Here is a 22,153-nt window from a genome sequence, read left to right as displayed (position 1 = left end):
GTCATGCCGGCGCCCCCACCAGGTGCTTGAGGACCGACGTGAAGAAGCCGAGGCCGTCCAGCGAAGGGCCGGTGAGCGCCTCCACCGCGTGCTCGGGGTGCGGCATGATGCCGACCACGTTGCCGGCGGCGTTGGTGATCGCGGCGATGTCGCGCTGGGACCCGTTGGGGTTGCCGCCGACGTAGCGCGCGACCACCCGACCTTCGGCTTCGAGCTGGTCCAGCGTCGCGGTGTCCGCGACGTAGCAGCCCTCGCCGTTCTTGACCGGGATGAGCACCTCCTGGCCGGGCTGGAACGCGTTGGTCCACGCCGTCCCGGCCGACTCGATGCGCAGGACCTGGTCCCGGTTGCGGAAGTGCAGGTGCTGGTTGCGGGTGAGCGCGCCGGGCAGCAGGTGCGCCTCGCAGAGGATCTGGAAGCCGTTGCAGATGCCGAGCACCGGCAGACCACCCCGGGCGGCGTCCACGATCGTCTCCATCACCGGGGCGAACCGGGCGATGGCACCGCACCGCAGGTAGTCACCGTAGGAGAAGCCGCCGGGCAGGACGACCGCGTCGACACCGTGCAGCTCCGGGTCGCCGTGCCAGAGCCGGACCGGCTCAGCGCCGGCGATCCGGACGGCCCGGGCCGCATCCCCGTCGTCGAGCGAGCCGGGGAAGGTGACAACACCGACCCGGGCGGTCACGAGCGGGCGTCCGCGGTCTCGTCGGCCTCGACCAGGCGGACGGTGAAGTCCTCGATGACCGGGTTGGCGAGCAGTTTGTCGGCAATCTCCCGAGCGCGGTCCAGGTCCGGTTCACCGGTGAACTCGATCTCGATCCGCCTGCCGATCCGAACCGAGGCGACGTCACCGACGCCGAGCCGGGGCAGCGCGTTTGCGACGGCCTGGCCCTGCGGATCAAGGATCTCGGGCTTGAGCATGACGTCGACGACGACGCGAGGCACTGGGCACTCCTGACTGTGTACGCAGTTGGGTGCCGACCCACAATGGGCGAGCGCAGCCAGCGTACCTGGCAGATATCGCCGCGGACGCACCGGCCGGGTGCAGTTCAGGCAGTGATCGACATTACTGACGCTCAGTCGGACCTGTCAGGCGCGACAGGTGGCCCTAGCAGGACATATACGGCGCAGCGGGTGGCCGAATCGTTACATTGGGCAACCTCGATGACCTCCTTGATAACGATCGCGTCGCGCCCTACTCTACATCGACGTAGGTCGATACTGCCGGCTTCGGGAACCCCCGCCGCCCGGCCCCATCCGCACCCGGCGACCCCGGGCCCGCCCCGTCCAAGGAGTCCACCCGATGCGCATCCGCCCCCTGCTCGCCGTCCTCAGCACCGCGCTGGTCGGCGCCCTCGGCGTCACGTCCGCCGCGTCCGCCGCCCCCGCCGCCCCCGCCGGACCGCAACCCATCATCGGCGGCGGCACCGTCTCGTCCGCGCCCTGGACCGCCGCGGTGCTCAGCAACGGCTCGTTCACCTGCTCCGGCAGCGTCATCGCCGCGCAGTGGGTGCTCACCGCCCGGCACTGCATCAGCGGCACCATGTCGGTGCGCGTCGGAAGCGTGAACCGCACCTCCGGCGGGGTGACCCGCACGGTCAGCGCCACCTACACCCGCAACGACCTCGCGCTCATGCGGCTCTCCAGCACCGTCAGCACCTCCGCGGTGAGCCTGGCCAGCAGCAACCCGCCGATCAACTCGACGAACTCGATCTACGGCTGGGGCATGACCTGCTACAGCGGCTGCTCGGCGTCCACCCAACTGAAGACCGCCACCGTCCGGGTGACCAGCAACAGCGCCACCGACGCGTACGGCGGCCAGGCGATCCGCAGCAGCCGGATCAACGGCAACGCCTGGCGCGGTGACTCCGGCGGCCCGCAGTTCTACAACGGTCAGCAGGTCGGCGTCGCCTCCACCGCCGACGGGTCGAGCATCCAGAACTACGGCAGCGTTGCGTACAACCGGGCCTGGATCACCTCGGTGGCCGGTGTCTGACGGTTAGCGCCCCGCTCGGCGCGGATGGTCGGCCACGTGCCGGCCGTCCGCGCCGCGTCGTTTTGCAGCATCCGATCAGGTGAACAATGCACACGATCGGGTTGCGCCACTCCTGACAGCATCGGAAACGTGCTGGTCGTGACGACAGAGCAACTGCCCGGCTACGAGATCCGCCAGATTCTCGGTGAGGTGGTGTCATCGATGGCCAGGACGCGCAACCCGTACCGCGAGGGTGTGAAGAACCTGCGCGGTGGCGCGTACGACCCGATGGCCCCGGACAACCTGACCCGCTGGCGCACCGACTCGGTGGCCCGCCTCGGCGAGGAGGCCCTGCGGCTCGGCGCGAACGCGGTGATCGGCATGCGGTTCGACAGCCGGGACTGTGGCGAGATGTGGATGGAGATCTGCGCGTACGGGACGGCAGTGGTCGCCGTACCCAAGATGCCCGAGGTCATGCCAGCCGACCAGCCGGCTGTCGCAGCGGGAACCGCGGAACCCGCAGGCTTCGCCGAGTCGCTCGGCGGCATCGCCGAACCCGCCAGCGCCCCCAACCTGAGAACCGCCGCCGAAACCCCAACCGGCGAATAGCCCGGCCCCTGCCCCGGCCCCTCTCACCCCGTTGATCATGAAGTTATTGCCCTACGCGCCGGCGTGTCGTGGCAATAACGTCATGATCAACGCGGAGGGGTGGGGGGTGGGGGGCGGGAACGGGGGGTTAGAGGATGGGGGGTGGGCTGTAGGTGGCGGCGTAGGGGTGGGCTTCCACCACTGCCGTGATGCGGCGGGTCACCGCTGCCACCTGAGCTTGGGCGGCGCCCACGAAGGCGTTGCGGTCGGCGACCAGGGTGTCGATGTCGGCGCGGGACAGGCCGAGTCGGCCGTCCGCCGCCAGGCGGTCGAAGAGGTCGTTCTCCGGTGAGCCCTTCTCGCGCATCGCCAGGGCCACAGCCACCGCGTGCTCCTTGATCACCTCGTGGGCGACCTCCCGGCCGACGCCCCGCCGGACCGCCGCGACCAGGATCTTCGTGGTGGCCAGGAACGGCAGGAAGCGCTCCAGCTCCCGGTTGATCACTGCCGGGTACGCGCCGAACTCGTCGAGCACTGTGAGGAACGTCTGGAACAGCCCGTCGGCGGCGAAGAACGCGTCCGGCAGTGCCACCCGGCGGACCACCGAGCAGGACACGTCCCCCTCGTTCCACTGGTCACCGGCCAACTCGCCAACCATCGACAGGTAACCCCGGATGATCACGGCGAAGCCGTTGACCCGCTCCGAGGAACGGGTGTTCATCTTGTGCGGCATCGCGCTGGAACCCACCTGGCCCGGCTTGAAGCCCTCGGTCGCCAACTCCTGACCGACCATCAACCGGATCGTGGTGGCCAGCGACGACGGCGCGGCGGCGGTCTGGGCCAGCGCGGCCAGCACGTCGAAGTCGAGCGAGCGCGGGTAGACCTGCCCGACGCTGTCCAGCACCCGGGAGAAGCCCAGGTGCTCGGCGACCCGTCGCTCCAACTCGGCCACCTTGTCGGCGTCGCCGTCGAAGAGGTCGAGCTGGTCGGCGGCCGTGCCGACCGGTCCCTTGATCCCCCGCAGCGGGTAGCGGGCGATCAGCTCCTCCAGCCGCTCGTACGCGATCAGCAGCTCCTCCGCCGCTGACGCGAAGCGCTTGCCCAGCGTGGTGGCCTGCGCCGCCACGTTGTGTGAACGGCCGGTCATGACCAGCTCGGAGTGCTCGTGGGCCAGCCAGGCCAACCGGGCCAGGGTGGCCACCACCCGGTCGCGGATCAGCTCCAGCGAGGCGCGCACCTGGAGCTGCTCGACGTTCTCGGTCAGGTCCCGGGAGGTCATCCCCTTATGCACGTGCTCGTGCCCGGCGAGCGCGCTGAACTCCTCGATCCGGGCCTTCACGTCGTGCCGGGTGACCCGCTCCCGCTCGGCGATCGAGGCGAGGTCGACCTGGTCGAGCACCCGCTCGTACGCCTCGACCACGCCGTCCGGCACCGGCACGCCCAGGTCGCGCTGAGCGCGGAGAACGGCGAGCCAGAGCCGCCGCTCCATCCGGACCTTCTCCTCCGGGGACCAGAGGGCGACCAGTTCGGGCGAGGCGTACCGGTTGGCCAGCACGTTGGGGATCGTCGTCACGTGCCTCATTCTCTCCTACCCGGCGGCCCGTGCGGCCGGCAGGCCAGGGCGGGTGCCGGTGGGGCCGAATGGCCGTTTTGTCGCCCGGGGCGGCACAGCTACCAGCCGGTATCGGATCATGGTCTCCATCTGATCTCCGGCGAAGCCGAATCCCATTTCACAAAGGGCTTGCATGCGTAGAAGATCCCTCGCCGGCCTCACCGCGATCGCGGTGACCAGCGGCACCCTCCTGGCCACCGGCGCACCCGCCCAGGCAGACGACCCTGTGATGCTTCTGTACGTCAAGCAGGCCGACCCGAACTGCTCCGACCAGGGGCCCGGCTCCGACGACACGCCGTTCTGCACGATCGGTGCCGCAGCCGCCGTGGTGACCGCCCCCGGGGCGGTTTATATCGAAGGCGGCACCTACGCCGAGCGCGTCACCGTCACCAGCTCCGGCGTACCAGAGGCGCGGATCGCCTTCAGCGCCTGGAACACCCGCACACCGGTGACGCTCGTCGGCCCGAACGCGGGCCTGGTCATCGACGGCCAGCACGACATCCAGATTGAGAACATCAATGTCAGCGGGTCAACCGACGTGCCCGCCCTCGATCTGCGTAACGCCTCGAACATCCTGATCTCGGGCGGCACATTCACGATGGCGAACGTCGCGACCGCGCCCGCCATCCGACTCGCCAATGTGCGGGTGGCGGCGCTGGAACAACTCATCGCCAGCGGGACGGCGCTTGCCGGCGGCCTGGCCATGGATGCGGCCACCAGCGAGGTGCTCGTCGAGGACTCACTGGTGTCGACCGACCCGAAACACGTCGCAGCCGATGGCGGCGTGGGCATTCGAGTCGACGGGCCACAGAACACGATCATCGACGGCGACGTCGCCGGCTTCTCCGAAGCTGCCATCTCGGTGGGCCCTGCCGCCGCCGGGACGGTGATCGCCAACAACCGGATCAAGGGCGGGATCGGATACGGCATCCACAACCGCGGCGCCGTGGGCACTGCCATCGCCAACAACGAGATCCAGGACCGCTGCCTGGGCGGCATCCGGGTCGACGGCGCATCGTCGCAGGTCTCGGTGCAGAACAGCGTGCTCCGCAACAACGCCGCCTTCAACCAGGGCTACTGCGACCCGCAGGCTCCCGAGGGAGCCGAGATCGGGGTCTACGACGCCGCGCTGAGCGGCACCGTGATCGATTACAACAACACCTGGCACCAGTCCGCGTCCGCGACCGGCTACTCGTGGAACGGAACCAGGATGGGCCTCGCCCAGTTCCGCACCGTCTCCGGGCAGGCCGCACACGACCGGTACACGTCGGATGTCCGGGAGAATGTCGACTCGGCGAACTCGACGGCGCCCGGCTACCAGGATCTCGACACCGAGGGCAAGCCACGCCGTGACGATCCGGCTGTGGCGAACACCGGCGCCGGCCCGATCGCGTACGCCGACCGTGGCGCTGCCGAATCCATCAAACACCCGGTGTCCTCCTTCGACGCCACAGTGGACCTCGCCACGAGCACGGTCAGGGTGGACGCCTCCGCCTCGACGCCGGGCTTCGTCCCGATCCGTGATTACGACGTCAGCTGGGGCGACGGAATCTCCACCCGCCACTCCAGTCCGATCGCCACGCACAAGTACGCCACGCCGGGCACCTACAACGTCACCGTCAGCCCCATCGGAACCGACGGCCTGAGCGGCAGCAGCACCGAGCAGGTCAGCGTGTTGCGGCGGACCGCGTCCGTGGGCCTGCTCGCGATGTCGAACCGTCGCTACGTGGGTACGTCCGCGCCGGTTCTGCTGCCGAACCAGGCCGGGCTTACCGCCGCCGCGCAGTACGACCTGGCAGACGCCGGCAACGGCCAGGTGGCCCTCGTCGCGCGGGCCAACGGCCGCTACGTCACCCAGTCGGCCAACGAGTCCCTGAACGCCGCGGGCCAGGTGGTCGGCACCACCGAGAAGTTCACAGTCGTCCGCAACAGCGACGGCACCGTCAGCCTCAAGGCGAGCAACAACCTGTACGTCACCGCCGACGCCAGCGGCACCGTCTCGATGAGCGCCAGCCGGTCCACCATCGGTGCCTCGGAGAAGTTCGCCCAGGTCCCGGTCGCCGACGCGAACAGGTCGTTGAAGGCCAGCGTGAACGGTCGTTTCGTGATAGCCGACGGTGCCGGTGTGAAGCCGCTGATCGCGAGCGCGGCGACCGCCGGTAGCTGGGAGCGGTTCGACTTCGCCGACCTCGGCAACGGCCAGGTTGCTCTCTTCGCCCGCGCCAACAGCCGTTTCGTGTCCGCCGACGGCGCAGGCGCCAAGCCGCTGATCGCGAACGGCCCGGCCGTCAGCACCTGGGAGCGGTTCACCCTGGTCCGCAACAGCGACGGCACTGTCAGCTTCAAGGCCGGCATCAACAACAAGTACGTCAGCGCCGACGGCGCGGGCAGCAAGCCACTGATCGCCAACGGCCCGGTCGTCAGCACCTGGGAGAAGTTCACCCTCGGCTGAGCCGAATCACCACCTCGACGCCCGCCAGGCCGCACGGTCTGGCGGGCGTCGTCGCGTACGAGTCAGCGCGGCTTGTCAGACGGTGACGGAGGCGATCGGGCGGCCTTGCCAGCAACGGGCCACCCGATGAACAGATCACGAACTTCTTGTTGCATCTCACGACGGGTGGCCGTTTTGTCACCCAGGTCAGCACCTCACTTGTCGATCATGCAGAATCGCCTTATCTGACCTCCGGCGTCGCCGGATCCTCCTCCTTTCCGAGGCCAGCATGCGCAAATCCTTCTTCGCCGGTCTCGCGACCGCAGTACTGACCAGTGGCACCCTGGTGGGCGCCGCGCTGCCCGCCCAGGCGGCCGCTCCGACGACGCTCTACGTCCGGCAGAATGCCGCCACCGGCTGCTCGGACCAGTACCCGGGCACCTTGGAGCAGCCGTTCTGCACCATCGGAGCCGCAGCGGCGATCGTCACCGGCGGGCAGACCGTCGACATCGGCGGCGGCAACTACCCGGAGCGCGTCACGATCGGCACGTCCGGCACGCCTGAGCAGCCGGTAACCTTCCTCACCACCTCCAGTTCCGCGGCGACCCTGACCGGCGCGACGGCGGGCTTCGTGATCGACGGCCAGCACGACGTGGTGCTCCAGAACCTCCGCGTCGACGGGTCGGGCGACGTGCCGGCCCTGGACGCGCGCAACTCCTCGGGCCTCACCATCCGGGGCGGCACCTACGGCCTGAAAATAACCGCGACGTCACCGGTGATCCGGTTCGCCGGCGTGACCAGCTCGAGCCTGTCGAAGATCACCGTCAGTGGGTTGACCGCCAGCGTCGGCATCAGCATGGACGCCGCCAGCAGTGACGTGGCCATCCAGGACACGAGCGTGCAGGGCTATGCCAACTACCTCCTCTCCGACAACACGATCGGCGTCCGGATCGACGGGCCGCGCAACTCGTACATCGGTGGCAGCATCGCCGGCTTCACCAACGCGGCGATCGTGCTCGGGCCCACCGCGGCCGGCACCGTGGTGGCCAACAACGTGATTTCCGGGGGCGCCGGCCACGGTGTGCACAACAACGGGGCCACCGGCACGGCCATCGCCAACAACACCATCAATAACCGCTGCCAGGACGGCATCCGCGTCGACGGAGCCTCGTCCGGCGTCTCCGTACAGAACAACGTGCTCGCTCTGAACGGTTACTTCGATCTGGCTTACTGCTACAGCAAGGTGCTGGACGGGGTCGAGATCGGCGTCTACGGCGGTGCCGTCGGAAAGACGGTGGTCGACTACAACAACGCGGACCACTACAACAAGGACTCACCGGAGATCTACGCCTGGAACACCCGAATGTCGCTGGCCGCGTTCCGGGCCGCCTCCGGCCAGGCCGCCCACGACCGCGAGACGGGGCAGGCCCGGGACAACATCGACTCGGCGAACTCGGCCGCCCCCGGTTACCCGACCCTCGCCCGCGGCGGCGCGCCGCGCATCGACGACCCGGGCGTGCCGAACACCGGCGCCGGCCCGGTCACGTACGCCGACCGGGGCACCACCGAAGCCATCCGCAGCCCGGAGGTGCGGGTCGACGTCGCCATGAATCTCCAGGCGCGCTCGGTGACTGTGGACGCGTCCGCCTCCCTCCCCGGCCTCAACCCGATCGAGTCCTACCGGTTCACATTCGGCGACGGCAGCACCGTCACCCAGACGAGCCCGATCGCCTCGCACACCTACGCGAACCCGGGCGGCTACCAGATCACCGTCACCGTCACTGGCACCGACGGTCGGTCGGGGACTTACAGCAGGCGGATCAGCATGCTCCGGCCGACCGGGACCGTTGGTCTGCGGGCCCTGTCGAACCGCCGCTACGTGAGTTACGAGACCGGCTTCGGGCTTCGACCGAACCAGGCCGAACCGACTACGATCGCGCAGTTCGACCTGGCAGACGCCGGCAACGGCAAGGTCGCCCTCTTCTCCCGGACGGCCGGGCGCTACGTCGCCATCTCCCAATTTGACCTCGCCACGTTGACAGCGGACAGCGTGCTCGTGGACGTACGCGAGATGTTCAAGCTGGTGCGAAACAGCGACGGCACCATCAGCCTCCAGGCCCCCATGACCAGCAAGTACGTGTCCGCCGACGTCAACAGCGCCGTTCCGCTGAGCGCCAGCCAGTCCACCATCGGCACCTGGGAGAAGTTCCTCCAGGTGGTCGTACCGGACGCGAACCGGTCCCTGAAGGCGCAGGTCAACGGTCGCTTCGTCAGTGCCGACGGCGCGGGAACCAAGCCGCTGATCGCGAGCGCGCCGACCGCCAGCACCTGGGAGCGGTTCGACGTGGTGGATCTCGGCAACGGGCAGGTCGGCCTCCTCGCCCGTGTCAACAACCGTTACGTGTCCGCCGACGGCGCTGGCGCCAAGCCGCTGATCGCGGGCGCGGCGACCGCCAGCACCTGGGAGCGGTTCACAATGGTCCGCAGCAGCGACGGCACTGTCAGCTTCAAGGCCGCCGTCAACAACAAGTACGTGAGCGCGGACGGCGCGGGCAGCAAGCCACTGATCGCCAGCGGCCCGGTCATCAGCTCCTGGGAGAGGTTCACCCTCGGCTGAGCCCCTACCGCACTGTCGACGCCCGCCAGACCCTCGGGTCCGGCGGGCGTCGCTGTGCGGGGGCACAGTCAACGCCGCGACCAAGACCACAACGAGGCAGGTGGCCGTTTTGTCACCCGGGTCAGCGCCTCGCCTGTCGATCATGGAAGATCACCCGTATCTGACTCCCGGCGTCGCCGGATCCTCCTCATCTTCGAGGCCAGCATGCGTAAATCCTTCTTCGCCGCCTTGGCGACCGTCGTACTGACCGGTGGTGCTCTGGTGGGCACCGCGCTGCCCGCCCAGGCGGACGCTCCGACGACGCTCTACGTCCGGCAGAACTCCGCCACCGGCTGCTCCGACCAGTTCCCGGGGACCTTGGCGCAGCCGTTCTGCACCATCAGCGCCGCCGCCGCAGTGGTCACGGCCGGCCAGTCGGTGGACGTCGGCGGCGGTAACTACCGAGAGCGCGTCACGATCCCCACGTCCGGCACTCCTGAGCAGCCGGTCACCTTCTTCGCCAGTTCCGGGGCGACCCTGATCGGCGCGACGGCCGGCTTCGTGATCGACGGTCAGCACGATGTCGTACTCCAGAATCTCCGCGCCAACGGGTCGGCAAGCGCGCTTCCCGGCCTCGACCTGCGCAACTCCTCGCGGATCACCATCGAGGGCGGCACCTTCGCGATGGACACCTCCTCGACCGCACCCGCGGTCCAGTTGGTCGGCGTCACCACGTCCACACTGAGACGGTTCACCGTCAGCGGGTCGACGCTGACCGCCGGGGTCACCATCGACGCCGCGAGCAGCGACGTGCTGATCAAATCCGCGAACGTGTCCAGCAGCACCGCGTACCAGACACCCACCGGCAGCGTCGGCGTTCAGGTCGACGGCCCGCGAGTCAGCATCCTCGACAGCAGGGTCAGCGGCTTCACCGGAGCGGCAGTCGCCATCGGGGTGGGCGCGGTCGACACGGTGGTGGCCAACAACCAGATCGATGGTGGTCGCGGTCACGGGGTGCACAACAACGGTGGCACCGGCACGGCGATCGTCAACAACACCATCAAGGACCGCTGCCGCGACGGAATTCGGGTCGACGGAGCTTCGTCCGGCGTTTCAGTGCAGAACAACGTGCTGTTCACGAACGGCTTCTTCAGTCAGGGCTACTGCGACCCGGCGTTCCTCGACGGTGTCGAGATCGGCGTCTACGGCGGGGCCGTCGGGAAGACTGTGGTCGACTACAACAACGCCCACCACTACTACGGCAACTCCCCGCAGATCTACGCCTGGAACACCCGGATGAGCCTCGCCGCGTTCCGGGCCGCATCCGGCCAGGCCGCTCACGACCGCGAGACGGGGCAGGCCGGGTACAACATCGACTCGGCAAACTCGGCCGCCCCCGGCTACCCGACCCTCGACCGCGCCGGCTCGCCGCGCATCGACGACCCGAGCATGCCGAACACCGGTGCCGGTCCGGTCCCCTACGCCGACCGTGGTGCCGTGGAGACCGTCCGCGCCCCGGTGGTGTCGTTCGACGTCGTCCTGAATCTCCAGGCGCAGTCGGTGACCGTGGACGCGTCCGCCTCCACCCCCGGCCTCAACCCGATCGCGTCCTACTCGTTCTCGTTCGGCGACGGCAGCGTCGTCACCCAGACGAGCCCGATCGCCTCGCACACCTACGCGAACCCGGACCGCTACCAGATCACCGTCACCGTCACTGGCACCGACGGTCGGTCGGCGGCCCACAACAGGCAGATCAGCGTGCTGCGGCCGACCGGGACCGTGGGTCTGCGGGCCCTGTCGAACCGCCGCTACGTGAGTTACGAGACCGGCTTCGGGCTTCGACCGAACCAGGCCGAACCGACTACGATCGCGCAGTTCGACCTGGCGGACGCCGGCAACGGCAAGGTCGCCCTCTTCTCCCGGACGGCCGGGCGCTACGTCGCCATCTCCCAATTTGACCTCGCCACGTTGACAGCGGACAGCATGGTCGTGGACGTACGCGAGACGTTCACGCTGGTGCGCAACGCCGACGGCACCATCAGCCTCCAGGCCCCCATCACCAGCCAGTACGTGACCGCGGACGTCAACAGCGCCGCTCCGCTGAGTGCCAGCCGGCCCTCCATCGGCACCTGGGAGAAGTTCCTCCTGGTCGTCGTACCGGACGCGAACCGGTCCCTGAAGGCCCTGGTCAACGGTCGCTTCGTCAGCGCCGACGGCGCGGGAACCAAGCCGCTGATCGCGAGCGCGCCGACCGCTAGCAGTTGGGAGCGGTTCGACGTGGTGGATCTCGGCAACGGGCAGGTTGGGCTCCTCACCCGCGTCAACAACCACTTCGTGTCCGCCGACGGCGCAGGCAGCAAGCCGCTGATCGCGAACGCACCGACGGCCAGCACCTGGGAGCGGTTCACCCTGGTCCGCAACAGCGACGGCACCGTCAGCTTCAAGGCCGGCATCAACAACAAGTACGTCAGCGCGGACGGCGCGGGCAGCAAGCCACTGATCGCCAACGGCCCGGTCGTCAGCACCTGGGAGAAGTTCACCCTCGGCTGAGCCCAACCGCACTGTCGACGCCCGCCGGGGACCTTCGGGTCCGGCGGGCGTCGCCTTGCACACACCGGCGGAGTGGCCGTTTTGTCACTGCGGTCAGCGCCTCAATCGGCCGGTGATGCATGATCACCTTTATCTGACTCCCGGCGACCGCCGGCTCCTCCTCATCCCCGAGGCAAAGCATGGGCAAATCCCTCCTTTCCGGTCTCGCGACCGTCGTGCTGACCGGTGGTGCCCTGGTGGGCACCATCGTGCCGGCCCAGGCGGGCGCTCCGACGACGCTCTACGTCCGGCAGAACCCCGCCACCGGCTGCTCCGACCAGTTCCCGGGCACGTTGACGCAGCCGTTCTGCACCATCGGTGCCGCGGCTGCGGTGGTCACGGCCGGCCAGTCGGTGGACGTCGGCAGCGGCAACTACCGGGAACGCGTCACGATCCCCACGTCCGGCACGCCCGAGCAACCGGTCACCTTCTTCGCCAGTGGCGTGGCAACTCTGATCGGCGCGACCGCTGGCTTCGTGATCGACGGCCAGCACGATGTCGTACTCAAGAATCTGCGCACCATTGGGTCGACAAGCGTGCTGCCCGGCCTCGACCTGCGCAACTCCTCGCGGATCACCATCCAGGGCGGCAACTTCGCGATGGACACCTCCTCGACCGCGCCCGCCGTCCGGTTGGCCGGTGTCACCAGGTCGACATTGAAGCAGATCAACGCCAGCGGGCCGACCCTGAACGCTGGAATCATCATCGACGCCGCGAGCAGCGACGTGCTGGTCAGATCCGTGAACGTATTGAGCAGCGCCGGGTACCGGACACCCTCCGACGGCGTCGGCGTTCGGGTCGACGGGCCGAGAGTCAGCATCCTCGACAGCAAGGTCAGCGGTTTCACCGCAGCGGCAGTCGCCATCGGGGTGGGCGCGGTCGACACTGTGGTGGCCAACAACCAGATCGACGGTGGCCCCGGCCACGGCGTGCACAACAACGGTGCCGCCAACACGGCGATCACCAACAACACGATCCGCAACCGCTGCCGCGACGGGATCCGGGTCGACGGAACTTCGCCCGGCGTCTCCGTGCAGAACAACGTTCTCACCACGAACGGCTTCTTCAGCCAGGGCTACTGCGACCCGGCCTTTCTCGACGGTGTCGAGATCGGGGTTTACGGCGGGGCCGTCGGAAAGACCAAGGTCGACTACAACAACGCCCACCACTACTACAGCGACTCCCCGCAGATTTACGCCTTGAACACCCGGATGAGCCTCGCCGGTTTCCGGGCCGCGTCCGGGCAGGCCGCACACGACCGGGAGACGGGACAACCACGAGACGACATCGACTCGGCGAACTCCGCGGCCCCCGGGTTCCCGGCACTCGACCGCATCGGCACCCCGCGCATGGACGACCCGGCCGTGGCGAACACCGGTGCCGGCCCGACCACCTACGCCGACCGTGGCGCGGTGGAGACCATCAGGCCGCCGGCAGCGTCGTTCGGCGTCAGCATCGATCTCGGAGCGCTCTCGGTGAAGCTGGACGCCTCCGCGTCGAAGCCAGGCTTCCATCCGATCAAGTCCTACCGGTTCGAGTTCGGTGACGGGTCCGGGGTCACCCAGAGCACGCCGGTGGCCTCGCACACGTACGCCAAACCGGGCACCTACAGCCTCAGCGTCGAGGTGACCGGAACCGACGGTCGGACGAACACCAGCACCCAGCGGGTCAGCGTCCTGCGACGGACCGCGACGGTGGGTCTCCTCGCTCTCGCCAACCGCCGCTACGTCGACGGGTACGGCACGCCTACCGGTCTCGTGCCGAGCAGGCCCGAGTTCGGCCTCGCCACGCAGTTCGACCTCACCGACGCAGGCGGTGGCCAGGTCGCACTCTTCTCTTACGTCACGGGGCGGTACGTCAGCCGGACCTACAGCGGCGGCCCGGACTCGCTGCACGCCATGAGCCAGGTCGTGGACGCTCCGGAGCGGTTCAACATCAACCGGAACAGCGACGGCAGCGTCAGCCTCAAGGCCGACAACGGCCTGTACGTCACCGCCGATCCCAGCGGCGCCGTGCCGCTGGCCGCCACCCGACCGACGATCGGCACCTGGGAGAAGTTCCACCAGGTCAAGGCCACCGACGCCAACCGGACGTTGAAGGCGCGGGTCAACGGCCGCTACGTCAGCGCCGACGGCGCGGGCAGCAAGCCACTGATCGCCAACGGCCCGGCGGTCAGCCTCTGGGAGCGGTTCGACGTGGTGGATCTCGGCAACGGGCAGGTCACCCTCTTCGCCCACATCAACAGCCGCTTCGTGTCCGCCGACGGCGCAGGCGCCAAGCCGCTGATCGCGGGCGCGGCGACCGCCAGCACCTGGGAGCGGTTCACAATGGTCCGCAGCAGCGACGGCACAGTCAGCTTCAAGGCCGCTGTCAACAGCAAGTACGTCAGCGCCGACGGCGCAGGATCCAAGCCGCTGATCGCCAACGGCCCAACCATCAGCACCTGGGAGAAGTTCACCCTCGGCTGAGCCCCACCGCACGATCGACGCCCGCCGGGACCCTCGGGTCCGGCGGGCGTCGCCGTGCACGCTCCGCTCAGCGCTCCAGGATGGCGGTCACGCCCTGCCCACCGGCGGCGCAGATGGAGATCAGCCCACGCCCGCTGCCCCGCTCGGCCAGCAGCTTGGCCAGGGTCGCCACGATCCGGCCGCCGGTGGCGGCGAACGGGTGCCCGGCGGCCAGCGACGAACCGTTGACGTTGAGCCGGTCGGTGTCGATCGCGCCCAGCGGGGCGTCCAGGCCGAGCCGGTCCTTGGCGAACTCCGGCGACTCCCAGGCGGCGAGGGTGGCCAGCACCTGCGACGCGAACGCCTCGTGAATTTCGTAGTAGTCGAAGTCCTGCAACGTCAGCCCGGCGCGGGCCAGCATCCGGGGAACCGCGTACGCGGGTGCCATCAGCAACCCCTCGTCGCCGTGCACGAAGTCCACCGCCGCCGTCTCCGACCAGCTGAACCAGGCGAGCACGGGCAGGTGGTGCGCCGCCGCCCACTCCTCGCTGGCCAGCAGCACAGTGGACGCGCCGTCGGTGAGGGGTGACGAGTTGCCGGCCGTCATGGTGGCGTGCTCGGCGTCCGGGCCACGGGTGCCGAAGACCGGTTTCAGCGAGGCGAGCTTCTCCAGGCTGCTGTCCGGGCGCAGGTTCGCATCCCGGGTGAGCCCCAGGTACGGCGTCATCAGGTCGTCGAAGAAGCCCCTGTCGTACGCGGCGGCGAGGCGCTGGTGTGAGCGCAGCGCCAACTCGTCCTGGGAGCGCCGGTCGATCTGCCAGCGCACTGCGGTCCGGGCGGCGTGGTCGCCCATGGACAGGCCGGTACGCGGCTCGGCGTTGCGCGGGATCTCCGGCTTGAACGGCTGGGACGGGCGCAGCTTCGCCGCGATCTTGAGCCGTTCGCCCAGCGTACGGGCCGAGTTGAGCTTGAGCAGCGTGCGGCGCATCTCCTCGTTGACGGCGAGCGGGGCGTCGGAGGTGGTGTCGACACCGCCGGCGATGCCCACGTCGAGCTGGCCGAGGGCGATCTTGTTGGCGACCAGGATGGTCGCCTCCAGGCCGGTGCCGCAGGCCTGCTGGATGTCGTACGCCGGGGTGTGTGGGTCGAGTCGGGAGCCGAGGACCACCTCGCGGGTGAGGTTGAAGTCGCGGGAGTGCTTGAGCACCGCACCGGTGACCACCTCGCCGATGCGCTGCCCGGCCAGCCCGTAGCGGGCGATCAGGCCGTCGAGCGCCGCGCCGAGCAGGTCCGCGTTCGACGCGTCCGCGTAGCGGGAATTGGAGCGGGCGAAGGGGATGCGGTTGCCCCCGATGACCGCGACCCGCCGGATGCTCTGCACGATCCGCCTCCTCGACATGTGTTGCTCAAACCCTACTCGCCAGTAGGCTACGCCCATGACCGACAGGTACGCGAGCTTCGTCCAATCGGCCGCCGGCCGCGCGCTGGTCAAGCGCCTCGGGCTGCCCGACCCGCCCCGACTGCGCCGGCACCACCCCGGCGACCCGCTGCTGGCCGGCCCGGCCCTGCTCGGCGCGGCCACCGGCGGCCGGCTCGCCGAGCCGGTTGCCAAGATCCTCACCAGCGCCGGGGTCGAGCTGGTCGACCCTGCCGGGGCCAACCCGCAGCGGTACGGGGCACTGCTCTTCGACGCCACCGGGCTCATCGACTCGACCGACCTGCGCCAGCTCTACGACTTCTTTCACCCGCAGGCCCGGGCCGTGCTGCCCAGCGGTCGGGTGATCGTGCTGGGCACCTCGCCACAGGAGTGCCCGACACCCCGCGAGGCGACCGCCCAACGCGCCCTCGAAGGGCTGGTCCGCAGCATCGGCAAGGAGTTCGGCCGGGGTACCACCGCGCAACTCGTCTACGTGAGCGGTGACGCGTCGGACGACCCGGTCCACTCGGCTGGCACCATCACGAGCCTCGAGTCGACTCTCCGGTTCCTGCTGTCCGGCCGGTCCGCGTACGTGTCGGGGCAGGTCATCCGGGTCGGCCCCGGCGCGGCGAGCGGCCCCGCCGACTGGGACCGCCCGCTGGACGGGCAGGTCGTGCTGGTCACCGGCGCCGCACGGGGCATCGGCGCAGCGCTGGCGAGGGTGCTCTCCCGCGACGGCGCGAAGGTGGTGGCCCTGGACATCCCGGCCGCCGGTGACGCGCTCGCCGCGGTGGCGAACGACATCGGTGGCACCGCCGTCCAACTCGACCTGACCGCGCCGGACGCGCCGACCCGACTCGCCGAGCACCTGGCCAGCCGGCACGGCCGGGTCGACGTGGTGGTGCACAACGCCGGGATCACCCGGGACAAGACGCTCGGCAGGATGGACGCCGACCGGTGGGACCAGGTGATCGACGTCAACCTCTCCAGCCAGGAGCGGATCAACGACGTACTGCTGGCGCGGGAGCTGATCCCGGCCGGCGGGCGGATCATCTCGGTCTCGTCGATCGCTGGGATCGCCGGCAACCGGGGGCAGACGAACTACGCCACCAGCAAGGCCGGCGTGATCGGGCTGGTCGACTCACTCGCGCCGGCCCTGCGGCAGCACGGGATCAGCGTCAACGCGGTGGCCCCCGGCTTCATCGAGACCCGGCTGACCGCGCGCATCCCGCTGGTGGTCCGCGAGGCGGGGCGGCGGATGAACAGCCTGGCCCAGGGCGGGTTGCCGGTGGACGTGGCCGAGACGATCGGCTGGCTGGCCTGGCCAGCCAGCGGCGCGGTCAGCGGAAACGTGGTCCGGGTCTGCGGCCAGAGCCTGCTGGGGGCGTGATGGGCGCGGGGCCGGAGAGGGGCGGCCGCAGCCTGGTCGAGCTGCCCAGGATGCCGGCGGTCGGGGCGCTGCACCGACGGGCGTTGCTCGGCGCGCTACCGGGCCTCGGGGGTGGGCGGCGCGGGCCCGACCTGCCGGCTGTCGAGTTGACAGTGGGCGGGGTGAGCGTCGACCGGGCGCGGCTGGCCGACTACGACCGGGTCTGCGGGTTCCGGCTCACCGATCGGCTGCCCGCGACGTTTCCCCACGTCATGGGCTTTCCACTGGCCCTGCGCCTGATGACCGCGCCGGACTTCCCCCTCCCGCTGATCGGCCTGGTGCACGTCGGCAACCGGATCACCACGCACCGCCCGATCACCGCCGACGAGACCCTCGACTTCACCACGTACGCGGAGAACCTGCGCCCCCACGACCGGGGGCGGCAGGTGGACATGGTGCTGGTCGGCTCCGTCGACGGGACCGAGGTGTGGCGCGGCGTCTCGACGTACCTCGGTCGGGAGCGCAAGCCGGGCGGACGTGAGCCCGGCGAGCGGCCTGCCGCGCCGACGGCCACCGCCCGCTGGCGGGTCGAACCGCGCATCGGTATGGAGTACGCGCGGGTCTCCGGCGACCACAACCCGATCCACACCTCCCGGCTCGGGGCGCGGCTGTTCGGCTTCCACCGGCCGATCGCGCACGGCATGTGGAGCAAGGCGCGCTGCCTGGCCGCGCTGGAGGCCCGGCTGCCGGACGCGTACACGGTCGAGGTCGCCTTCAAGCTGCCCGTGCCGCTGCCGAGCACCGTGAGCTTCGCGCTCCTGCCGGACGGCGGGTTCGCCCTGCACGACTCCCGGGGCCGACCCCACCTGACGGGCTTCGTGCGCTGAGCGCACAGCACCGCACCGCGCGCTGAGCGCACCGCACCGTCTCGTGCGCTGAGTTGGTCCGGCCCTTGGCAGGCGCGCACTTCTGCGCTAAGTTGTTCTCACAGCGAGATGTTCTCAGAGTGAGAGAGACGCGATGAACGAGCAGGAGTTCCTGGCCGCGTACGACCCCCGGGCCTATCCGTCGGTCGCGGTGACAGTCGACGTGGTGGCGCTGACCATCCGCGACGGCGCACTGCACCTGCTGCTGATCCGGCGGGGCGAGGCACCCTTCGCGGGGCACTGGGCGCTGCCCGGAGGCTTCGTCCTCCCCGACGAGGACCTGACCGCTGGCGCCCGACGGGAGCTGGCCGAGGAGACCGGGCTCGGCGGCGAGGCGCTGCGCCGCGTACACCTGGAGCAGTTGGGCAGCTACGGCGCTCCCGACCGTGACCCGCGCATGCGGGTCGTCTCGATCGCCCACCTCGCGTTCGCCCCCGACCTGCCGGACCCGGCCGCCGGCAGCGACGCCGACGATGCGATCTGGCTCCCGGTGACCGCGTTGACCAGCCGACAGCTCGCCTTCGACCACGGCCGGATCATCGACGACGCGTTGGAACGGGCCCGCTCCAAGCTGGAGTACACCCCGCTCGCCACCCGCTTCCTCGCCGCCGAGTTCACGATCAGCGAACTGCGCGCCGTCTACGAGACGGTCTGGGGGCACCCGCTGCACGCCGGCAACTTCCACCGCAAGGTGCTCTCCGTGCCAGGCTTCGTGGAGAGCACCGGTGCCAGCACCGAGCGCGGCGGTGCCCGCGGCGGCCCGCGCGCCCGCCTCTACCGGGCCGGCGACGCCCGCCTGCTGCACCCGGCGCTGCTGCGCCCCGCGCGCGAGGAGACGGTGCGGTGAGGGCCACGGAGGCCATCCGCCTGGTCGCGGCCGCCCGCACCGACGCGGACCTGTTCGGCGCCGACCAGCCGGCCCACCGCTACCGCGAGCTGGTAGCGGCCCTGCACCCCGACCGCCTGCCGACCAACCCGGCGGTACGCGCCGAAGCCCTCGACGCGTTCATCCACGTCACCACCCGGTGGCAGGCACGGCAGACCACAGTCCTCGGCGACTACCGGCTCGGCGCGCCGGCCCACTCGGGTGACCTGGCCGACCTCTACGACGTCGGCGACGACCGGCTGCTGAAGCTCCCCCGACGGCCGACCGACAACGACCTGATGGCCCGCGAGGCGCACGCCCTGCGCACCATCGCCGAGCGCGGCGACCCGCGCTACCTGCCGTACGTGCCCCGGCTGGTCGACGAGTTCCGGCACCGCGACGCCAGCACCGGAGCGGAACGGCGGATCAACGTGCTCGCCACCGCACCCGGCCTGCACGACCTTGAGGAGGTGCGGCGCGCGTACCCCGACGGGCTGGACGCCAGGGATGTCGCCTGGATGTGGCGGCGTCTGCTGGTGGTGCTCGGCCTGGCCCACCGGGCGGGCGTGGTGCACGGCGCGGTAGTGCCCCGACACGTGCTGATCGAGCCGGACGCCCACGGCGTGGTGCTGATCGACTGGTGCTTTTCCGCGGCTGTCGGCAGCACCATCCCGGCGGTCGTACCCGGCCACGGCTGGGACCCGGAGGAAGTCATCAAGAAGCAGCGGTGCGGCCCAGGCACCGACATCGCGATGGCCAGCCACTGCATGAGCTGGCTGATGGGGCCGCGCGCACCCCGCGAGCTGCACACCTTCGCGCAGGGCTGCCGGCAGCGGTCCCTGGACGCCCGGCCCGACGACGCCTGGCGCCTGCTGCGCGAGCTCGACCAGGTGCTGGACCGGCTCTACGGGCCACGCACCTTCCGACCCTTCACCCTCACCCCCTAAGGAGCTGTCATGGGCAGTGGAATCTGGTCCACCGACGTGTACGACGCCGCCGACCGCTACCGCCGGTCCACCGGCAGGAGCGCCTTCTCCTACAGCGACAGCGGGGCGCGCACTGTGCACCCCGCGCTCGACCCCAGGGACACGACCCGGGAGAGCCGCGACTCCGACGAGCACCCCCGGTCGACGCCCGTCGCGGTGCTCTTCGACGTGACCGGCTCGATGCGCACCGTGCCGCGGGTCCTGCAGACCAAGCTGCCGCAACTGCTCGGGCTGCTGCAACGGCAGGGCTACGCCAGCGACCCGCAGATCATGTTCGGTGCCATCGGCGACGCCACCTGCGACCGGGTGCCGTTGCAGGTGGGCCAGTTCGAGTCGGACAACCGGATGGACGACGACCTCGGCCGGATCGTCCTCGAAGGCGGTGGCGGCGGGCAGATGAGCGAGTCGTACGAACTGGCCATGTACTTCATGGCCCGGCACACCGTCACCGACAACTGGGAGAAGCGCGGCCGACGCGGTTACCTGTTCATCATCGGCGACGAGCTGGCGTACCAGCGGGTGAAGGCCCGGGAGGTGGCCGGCCTGATCGGGGACGACCTCTCCGAGGACGTGCCGCTGCGGCAGGTGGTCGACGAGGTGACCCGCCGCTGGGACACCTACTACCTGCTCCCCACCGGCAGCCACTACGCCGGCAACGCGAAGGTGCTCGACTTCTGGCGGGACCTGTTCGGGCAGAACGCCGTGGTGCTCGACGACCTCGACGCGGTCTGCGAGACCATCGCGCTCACCATCGGCCTCGGCGAACAGGCCATCAACCTGGACGAGGGCCTACGCGACCTGGACCGTGCCGGCTCCGGCGCCACCGGGACCGTGTCGAAGGCGCTGGCCCGCCTCGGCCGGGAACGGCGGGCCGAGGTGTCGACGCTGCCGACGTTCACCGACACGGCCAGCGGGGTGACCCGGCTGTGAACCACGTGGCGGTGGTCGACCTCGGCTACGGCGACGCCGGCAAGGGCACTGTCGTGGACTGGCTCTGCGCCACCCGTACCGTGCACACCGTGGTCCGCTTCAACGGGGGCGCGCAGGCGGCACACAACGTCGTGCTGCGCGACGGGCGGCACCACACGTTCGCACAGTTCGGCGCCGGCACCTTCCATCCCGGTGTGCGTACGCACCTGTCCCGGCACGTGGTGGTGGACCCGCTGGCGATGGCCGCCGAGGCCGACCACCTCGCCACTGTCGGGGTGCCCGACGCGCTCGACCGGCTGACAGTCGACGGGGACGCACTGCTCGCCACCCCGTACCACCGGGCCGCCAACCGGGCCCGCGAGATCGCCCGGGGAGCCGACCGGCACGGCTCCTGCGGGCTGGGGGTGGGCGAGGCCGTCGCGTACGGTCTCGCCCACCCCGACGACGCGCCCCGGGTCGCCGACTGCCACCACCCGGCACTGCTGCGCCGCAGGCTGACCACACTGCGGGACCGGCTGACAGCCGAGCTGGGCCCGCTGGACGCGCCACCGGTCGAGGACTGCCTGCCCGCGTTCACCGGCTTCGCCGGGCGGGTCGCGATCGTGGACGGGAGCTGGCTGGCCCTGGCGCTGCGCACCGGGGCCTGCGTCTTCGAGGGTGCGCAGGGGGTGCTGCTCGACGAGTGGCACGGCTTCCACCCGTACACGACGTGGAGCACCACCACGTTCGCCAACGTCGACAGCCTCCTCGCCGAGGCGGGCCGGCCCGGCGACGTGACCCGGATCGGGGTGCTCCGGGTGGTCACCACCCGGCACGGGCACGGTCCGTTGGTGACCGAGGACCCGAGCCTGCCGTTCGTCGACGCGCACAACGCCACGAACCCGTGGCAGGGCCGGTTCCGGTTCGGCCACTTCGACGCGGTCGCCCACCGGTACGCCCTCGCCGCGGCCGGCGGCGTCGACGGCCTGGCAGTGACCCACCTCGACCTGGCCGGCCCCGACCTGCGGATCTGCCGCCGCTACGACACCACCGACCGGCTCACCCCGGGCCCGCCCGGCGACCTGGACCGGCAGGCCGCGCTCACCGCCCGCCTGCTGCGCTCCCGCCCGGTGTACGACGACCCGCCAACGGACTGGGCACAGGCGGTGAGCACAGAATTGGACGTACCTGTGGTGCTGACCTCGCAAGGCCCCACCGCCGACGACAAGACCCCACACGGCCCGCTGCTCACCCCGCCAGCCCTGACCCACTCAGCCTGACCCACCCCACCCCGCCCCGCCCCACCCCGCCCGGCCCCACCCCGCCCCGCCCCACCCCGCCGCAACCCGCCGCAACCCGCCGATCTTGCAGTTTCGGTTGTTGTTCTGCGGCTTTTGCAGGGATTGGCGCGGACCCAAAGTGCAAGATCGGCACGGGGAGAGG

16 protein-coding genes are annotated in these 22,153 nt (G+C 70.2%); 12 read left to right on the top strand and 4 right to left on the bottom strand.

The genetic code is table 11. The annotated features are described in order from the left end of the window. Position 1: 1 nt before the first annotated feature. Together purQ and purS are read right to left on the bottom strand one after the other, a co-directional pair. Positions 2–685, bottom strand: coding sequence for a phosphoribosylformylglycinamidine synthase subunit PurQ (gene purQ, locus AB0K35_RS11045; protein WP_091396055.1), 684 nt, complete (start codon positions 683–685; stop codon positions 2–4). Further along, on the bottom strand, positions 682–945 hold the full coding sequence (purS, locus tag AB0K35_RS11040) for a phosphoribosylformylglycinamidine synthase subunit PurS (RefSeq protein WP_030491392.1): 264 nt from the start codon (positions 943–945) through the stop codon (positions 682–684). The genes purQ and purS overlap by 4 nt, the downstream gene beginning before the upstream one ends. A gap of 358 nt (positions 946–1,303) precedes the next feature. Here purS and AB0K35_RS11035 point away from each other — a divergent pair, with 358 nt between their 5' ends. After that, entirely contained in the window at positions 1,304–1,996 is a 693-nt protein-coding gene (locus AB0K35_RS11035) for a trypsin-like serine protease (RefSeq protein ID WP_363884942.1), read from the top strand. 24 nt (positions 1,997–2,020) lie between these two features. After that, positions 2,021–2,584, top strand: a complete 564-nt coding sequence (locus tag AB0K35_RS11030) for a YbjQ family protein (protein WP_363884940.1) — start codon at positions 2,021–2,023, stop codon at positions 2,582–2,584. A gap of 127 nt (positions 2,585–2,711) precedes the next feature. Here AB0K35_RS11030 and purB read toward each other — a convergent pair whose 3' ends face one another. Continuing rightward, positions 2,712–4,136: an adenylosuccinate lyase gene (gene purB / locus AB0K35_RS11025; protein WP_238672762.1), complete on the bottom strand. Its 1,425-nt coding sequence runs from the start codon at positions 4,134–4,136 to the stop codon at positions 2,712–2,714. A gap of 172 nt (positions 4,137–4,308) precedes the next feature. Between purB and AB0K35_RS11020 the strand changes: the two genes are divergently transcribed. The 4 genes from AB0K35_RS11020 (at position 4,309) to AB0K35_RS11005 (ending at position 14,259) form a co-directional block, all read left to right on the top strand. Continuing rightward, positions 4,309–6,627, top strand: coding sequence for a right-handed parallel beta-helix repeat-containing protein (locus AB0K35_RS11020; RefSeq protein ID WP_238672761.1), 2,319 nt, complete (start codon positions 4,309–4,311; stop codon positions 6,625–6,627). Between the two features lie 268 nt (positions 6,628–6,895). Further along, a complete protein-coding gene (locus AB0K35_RS11015; RefSeq protein ID WP_363884938.1) occupies positions 6,896–9,223 on the top strand; it encodes a PKD domain-containing protein in 2,328 nt (775 codons plus the stop codon). Positions 9,224–9,427: 204 nt separating this feature from the next. After that, positions 9,428–11,752: a PKD domain-containing protein gene (locus AB0K35_RS11010; RefSeq protein WP_363884936.1), complete on the top strand. Its 2,325-nt coding sequence runs from the start codon at positions 9,428–9,430 to the stop codon at positions 11,750–11,752. Positions 11,753–11,931: 179 nt separating this feature from the next. Next, positions 11,932–14,259 (top strand): PKD domain-containing protein, encoded by a 2,328-nt coding sequence (locus AB0K35_RS11005; RefSeq protein ID WP_238672757.1) that lies wholly within the window; start codon positions 11,932–11,934, stop codon positions 14,257–14,259. A 67-nt stretch (positions 14,260–14,326) separates the two neighbouring features. Here the strand turns inward: AB0K35_RS11005 and AB0K35_RS11000 are convergent, their stop codons facing one another. Then, positions 14,327–15,619: an acetyl-CoA C-acetyltransferase gene (locus AB0K35_RS11000; protein ID WP_363884934.1), complete on the bottom strand. Its 1,293-nt coding sequence runs from the start codon at positions 15,617–15,619 to the stop codon at positions 14,327–14,329. 55 nt (positions 15,620–15,674) lie between these two features. Here AB0K35_RS11000 and AB0K35_RS10995 point away from each other — a divergent pair, with 55 nt between their 5' ends. The 6 genes from AB0K35_RS10995 to AB0K35_RS10970 all read left to right on the top strand — a co-directional run bounded on the left by AB0K35_RS10995 (position 15,675) and on the right by AB0K35_RS10970 (position 21,990). Continuing rightward, positions 15,675–17,045 (top strand): 3-oxoacyl-ACP reductase, encoded by a 1,371-nt coding sequence (locus AB0K35_RS10995; protein WP_363884932.1) that lies wholly within the window; start codon positions 15,675–15,677, stop codon positions 17,043–17,045. Next, positions 17,045–17,911, top strand: a complete 867-nt coding sequence (locus AB0K35_RS10990) for a MaoC/PaaZ C-terminal domain-containing protein (protein ID WP_363884930.1) — start codon at positions 17,045–17,047, stop codon at positions 17,909–17,911. Before AB0K35_RS10995 ends, AB0K35_RS10990 begins: the two co-directional genes overlap by 1 nt. 133 nt (positions 17,912–18,044) lie before the next feature. Continuing rightward, the gene (locus tag AB0K35_RS10985; RefSeq protein ID WP_363884928.1) at positions 18,045–18,797 is read left to right on the top strand and encodes an NUDIX domain-containing protein; all 753 of its coding nucleotides are present in this window, start codon (positions 18,045–18,047) and stop codon (positions 18,795–18,797) included. After that, positions 18,794–19,762 (top strand): serine/threonine protein kinase, encoded by a 969-nt coding sequence (locus AB0K35_RS10980; RefSeq protein ID WP_238672752.1) that lies wholly within the window; start codon positions 18,794–18,796, stop codon positions 19,760–19,762. The genes AB0K35_RS10985 and AB0K35_RS10980 overlap by 4 nt, the downstream gene beginning before the upstream one ends. 9 nt (positions 19,763–19,771) lie before the next feature. Beyond that, positions 19,772–20,731 (top strand): hypothetical protein, encoded by a 960-nt coding sequence (locus AB0K35_RS10975; protein ID WP_363884925.1) that lies wholly within the window; start codon positions 19,772–19,774, stop codon positions 20,729–20,731. Further along, the gene (locus tag AB0K35_RS10970) at positions 20,728–21,990 is read left to right on the top strand and encodes an adenylosuccinate synthetase (protein ID WP_363884923.1); all 1,263 of its coding nucleotides are present in this window, start codon (positions 20,728–20,730) and stop codon (positions 21,988–21,990) included. Before AB0K35_RS10975 ends, AB0K35_RS10970 begins: the two co-directional genes overlap by 4 nt. The last annotated feature ends 163 nt before the right edge of the window (positions 21,991–22,153 follow it).

The organism is Micromonospora sp. NPDC053740, from assembly GCF_040677775.1.
Taxonomy (GTDB): Bacteria; Actinomycetota; Actinomycetes; order Mycobacteriales; family Micromonosporaceae; genus Micromonospora; species Micromonospora alfalfae.
This window is presented reverse-complemented; position numbering and strand designations above follow the sequence as displayed.

Bases quoted from the DNA above. Each gene is read 5' to 3' on its own strand.
- AB0K35_RS11035 (WP_363884942.1), top strand. From the start codon at position 1,304: ATGCGCATCCGCCCCCTGCTCGCCGTCCTCAGCACCGCGCTGGTCGGC.
- AB0K35_RS11030 (WP_363884940.1), top strand. From the start codon at position 2,021: ATGGTCGGCCACGTGCCGGCCGTCCGCGCCGCGTCGTTTTGCAGCATC.
- AB0K35_RS11020 (WP_238672761.1), top strand. From the start codon at position 4,309: ATGCGTAGAAGATCCCTCGCCGGCCTCACCGCGATCGCGGTGACCAGC.
- AB0K35_RS11015 (WP_363884938.1), top strand. From the start codon at position 6,896: ATGCGCAAATCCTTCTTCGCCGGTCTCGCGACCGCAGTACTGACCAGT.
- AB0K35_RS11010 (WP_363884936.1), top strand. From the start codon at position 9,428: ATGCGTAAATCCTTCTTCGCCGCCTTGGCGACCGTCGTACTGACCGGT.
- AB0K35_RS11005 (WP_238672757.1), top strand. From the start codon at position 11,932: ATGGGCAAATCCCTCCTTTCCGGTCTCGCGACCGTCGTGCTGACCGGT.
- AB0K35_RS10995 (WP_363884932.1), top strand. From the start codon at position 15,675: ATGACCGACAGGTACGCGAGCTTCGTCCAATCGGCCGCCGGCCGCGCG.
- AB0K35_RS10990 (WP_363884930.1), top strand. From the start codon at position 17,045: ATGGGCGCGGGGCCGGAGAGGGGCGGCCGCAGCCTGGTCGAGCTGCCC.
- AB0K35_RS10985 (WP_363884928.1), top strand. From the start codon at position 18,045: ATGAACGAGCAGGAGTTCCTGGCCGCGTACGACCCCCGGGCCTATCCG.
- AB0K35_RS10975 (WP_363884925.1), top strand. From the start codon at position 19,772: ATGGGCAGTGGAATCTGGTCCACCGACGTGTACGACGCCGCCGACCGC.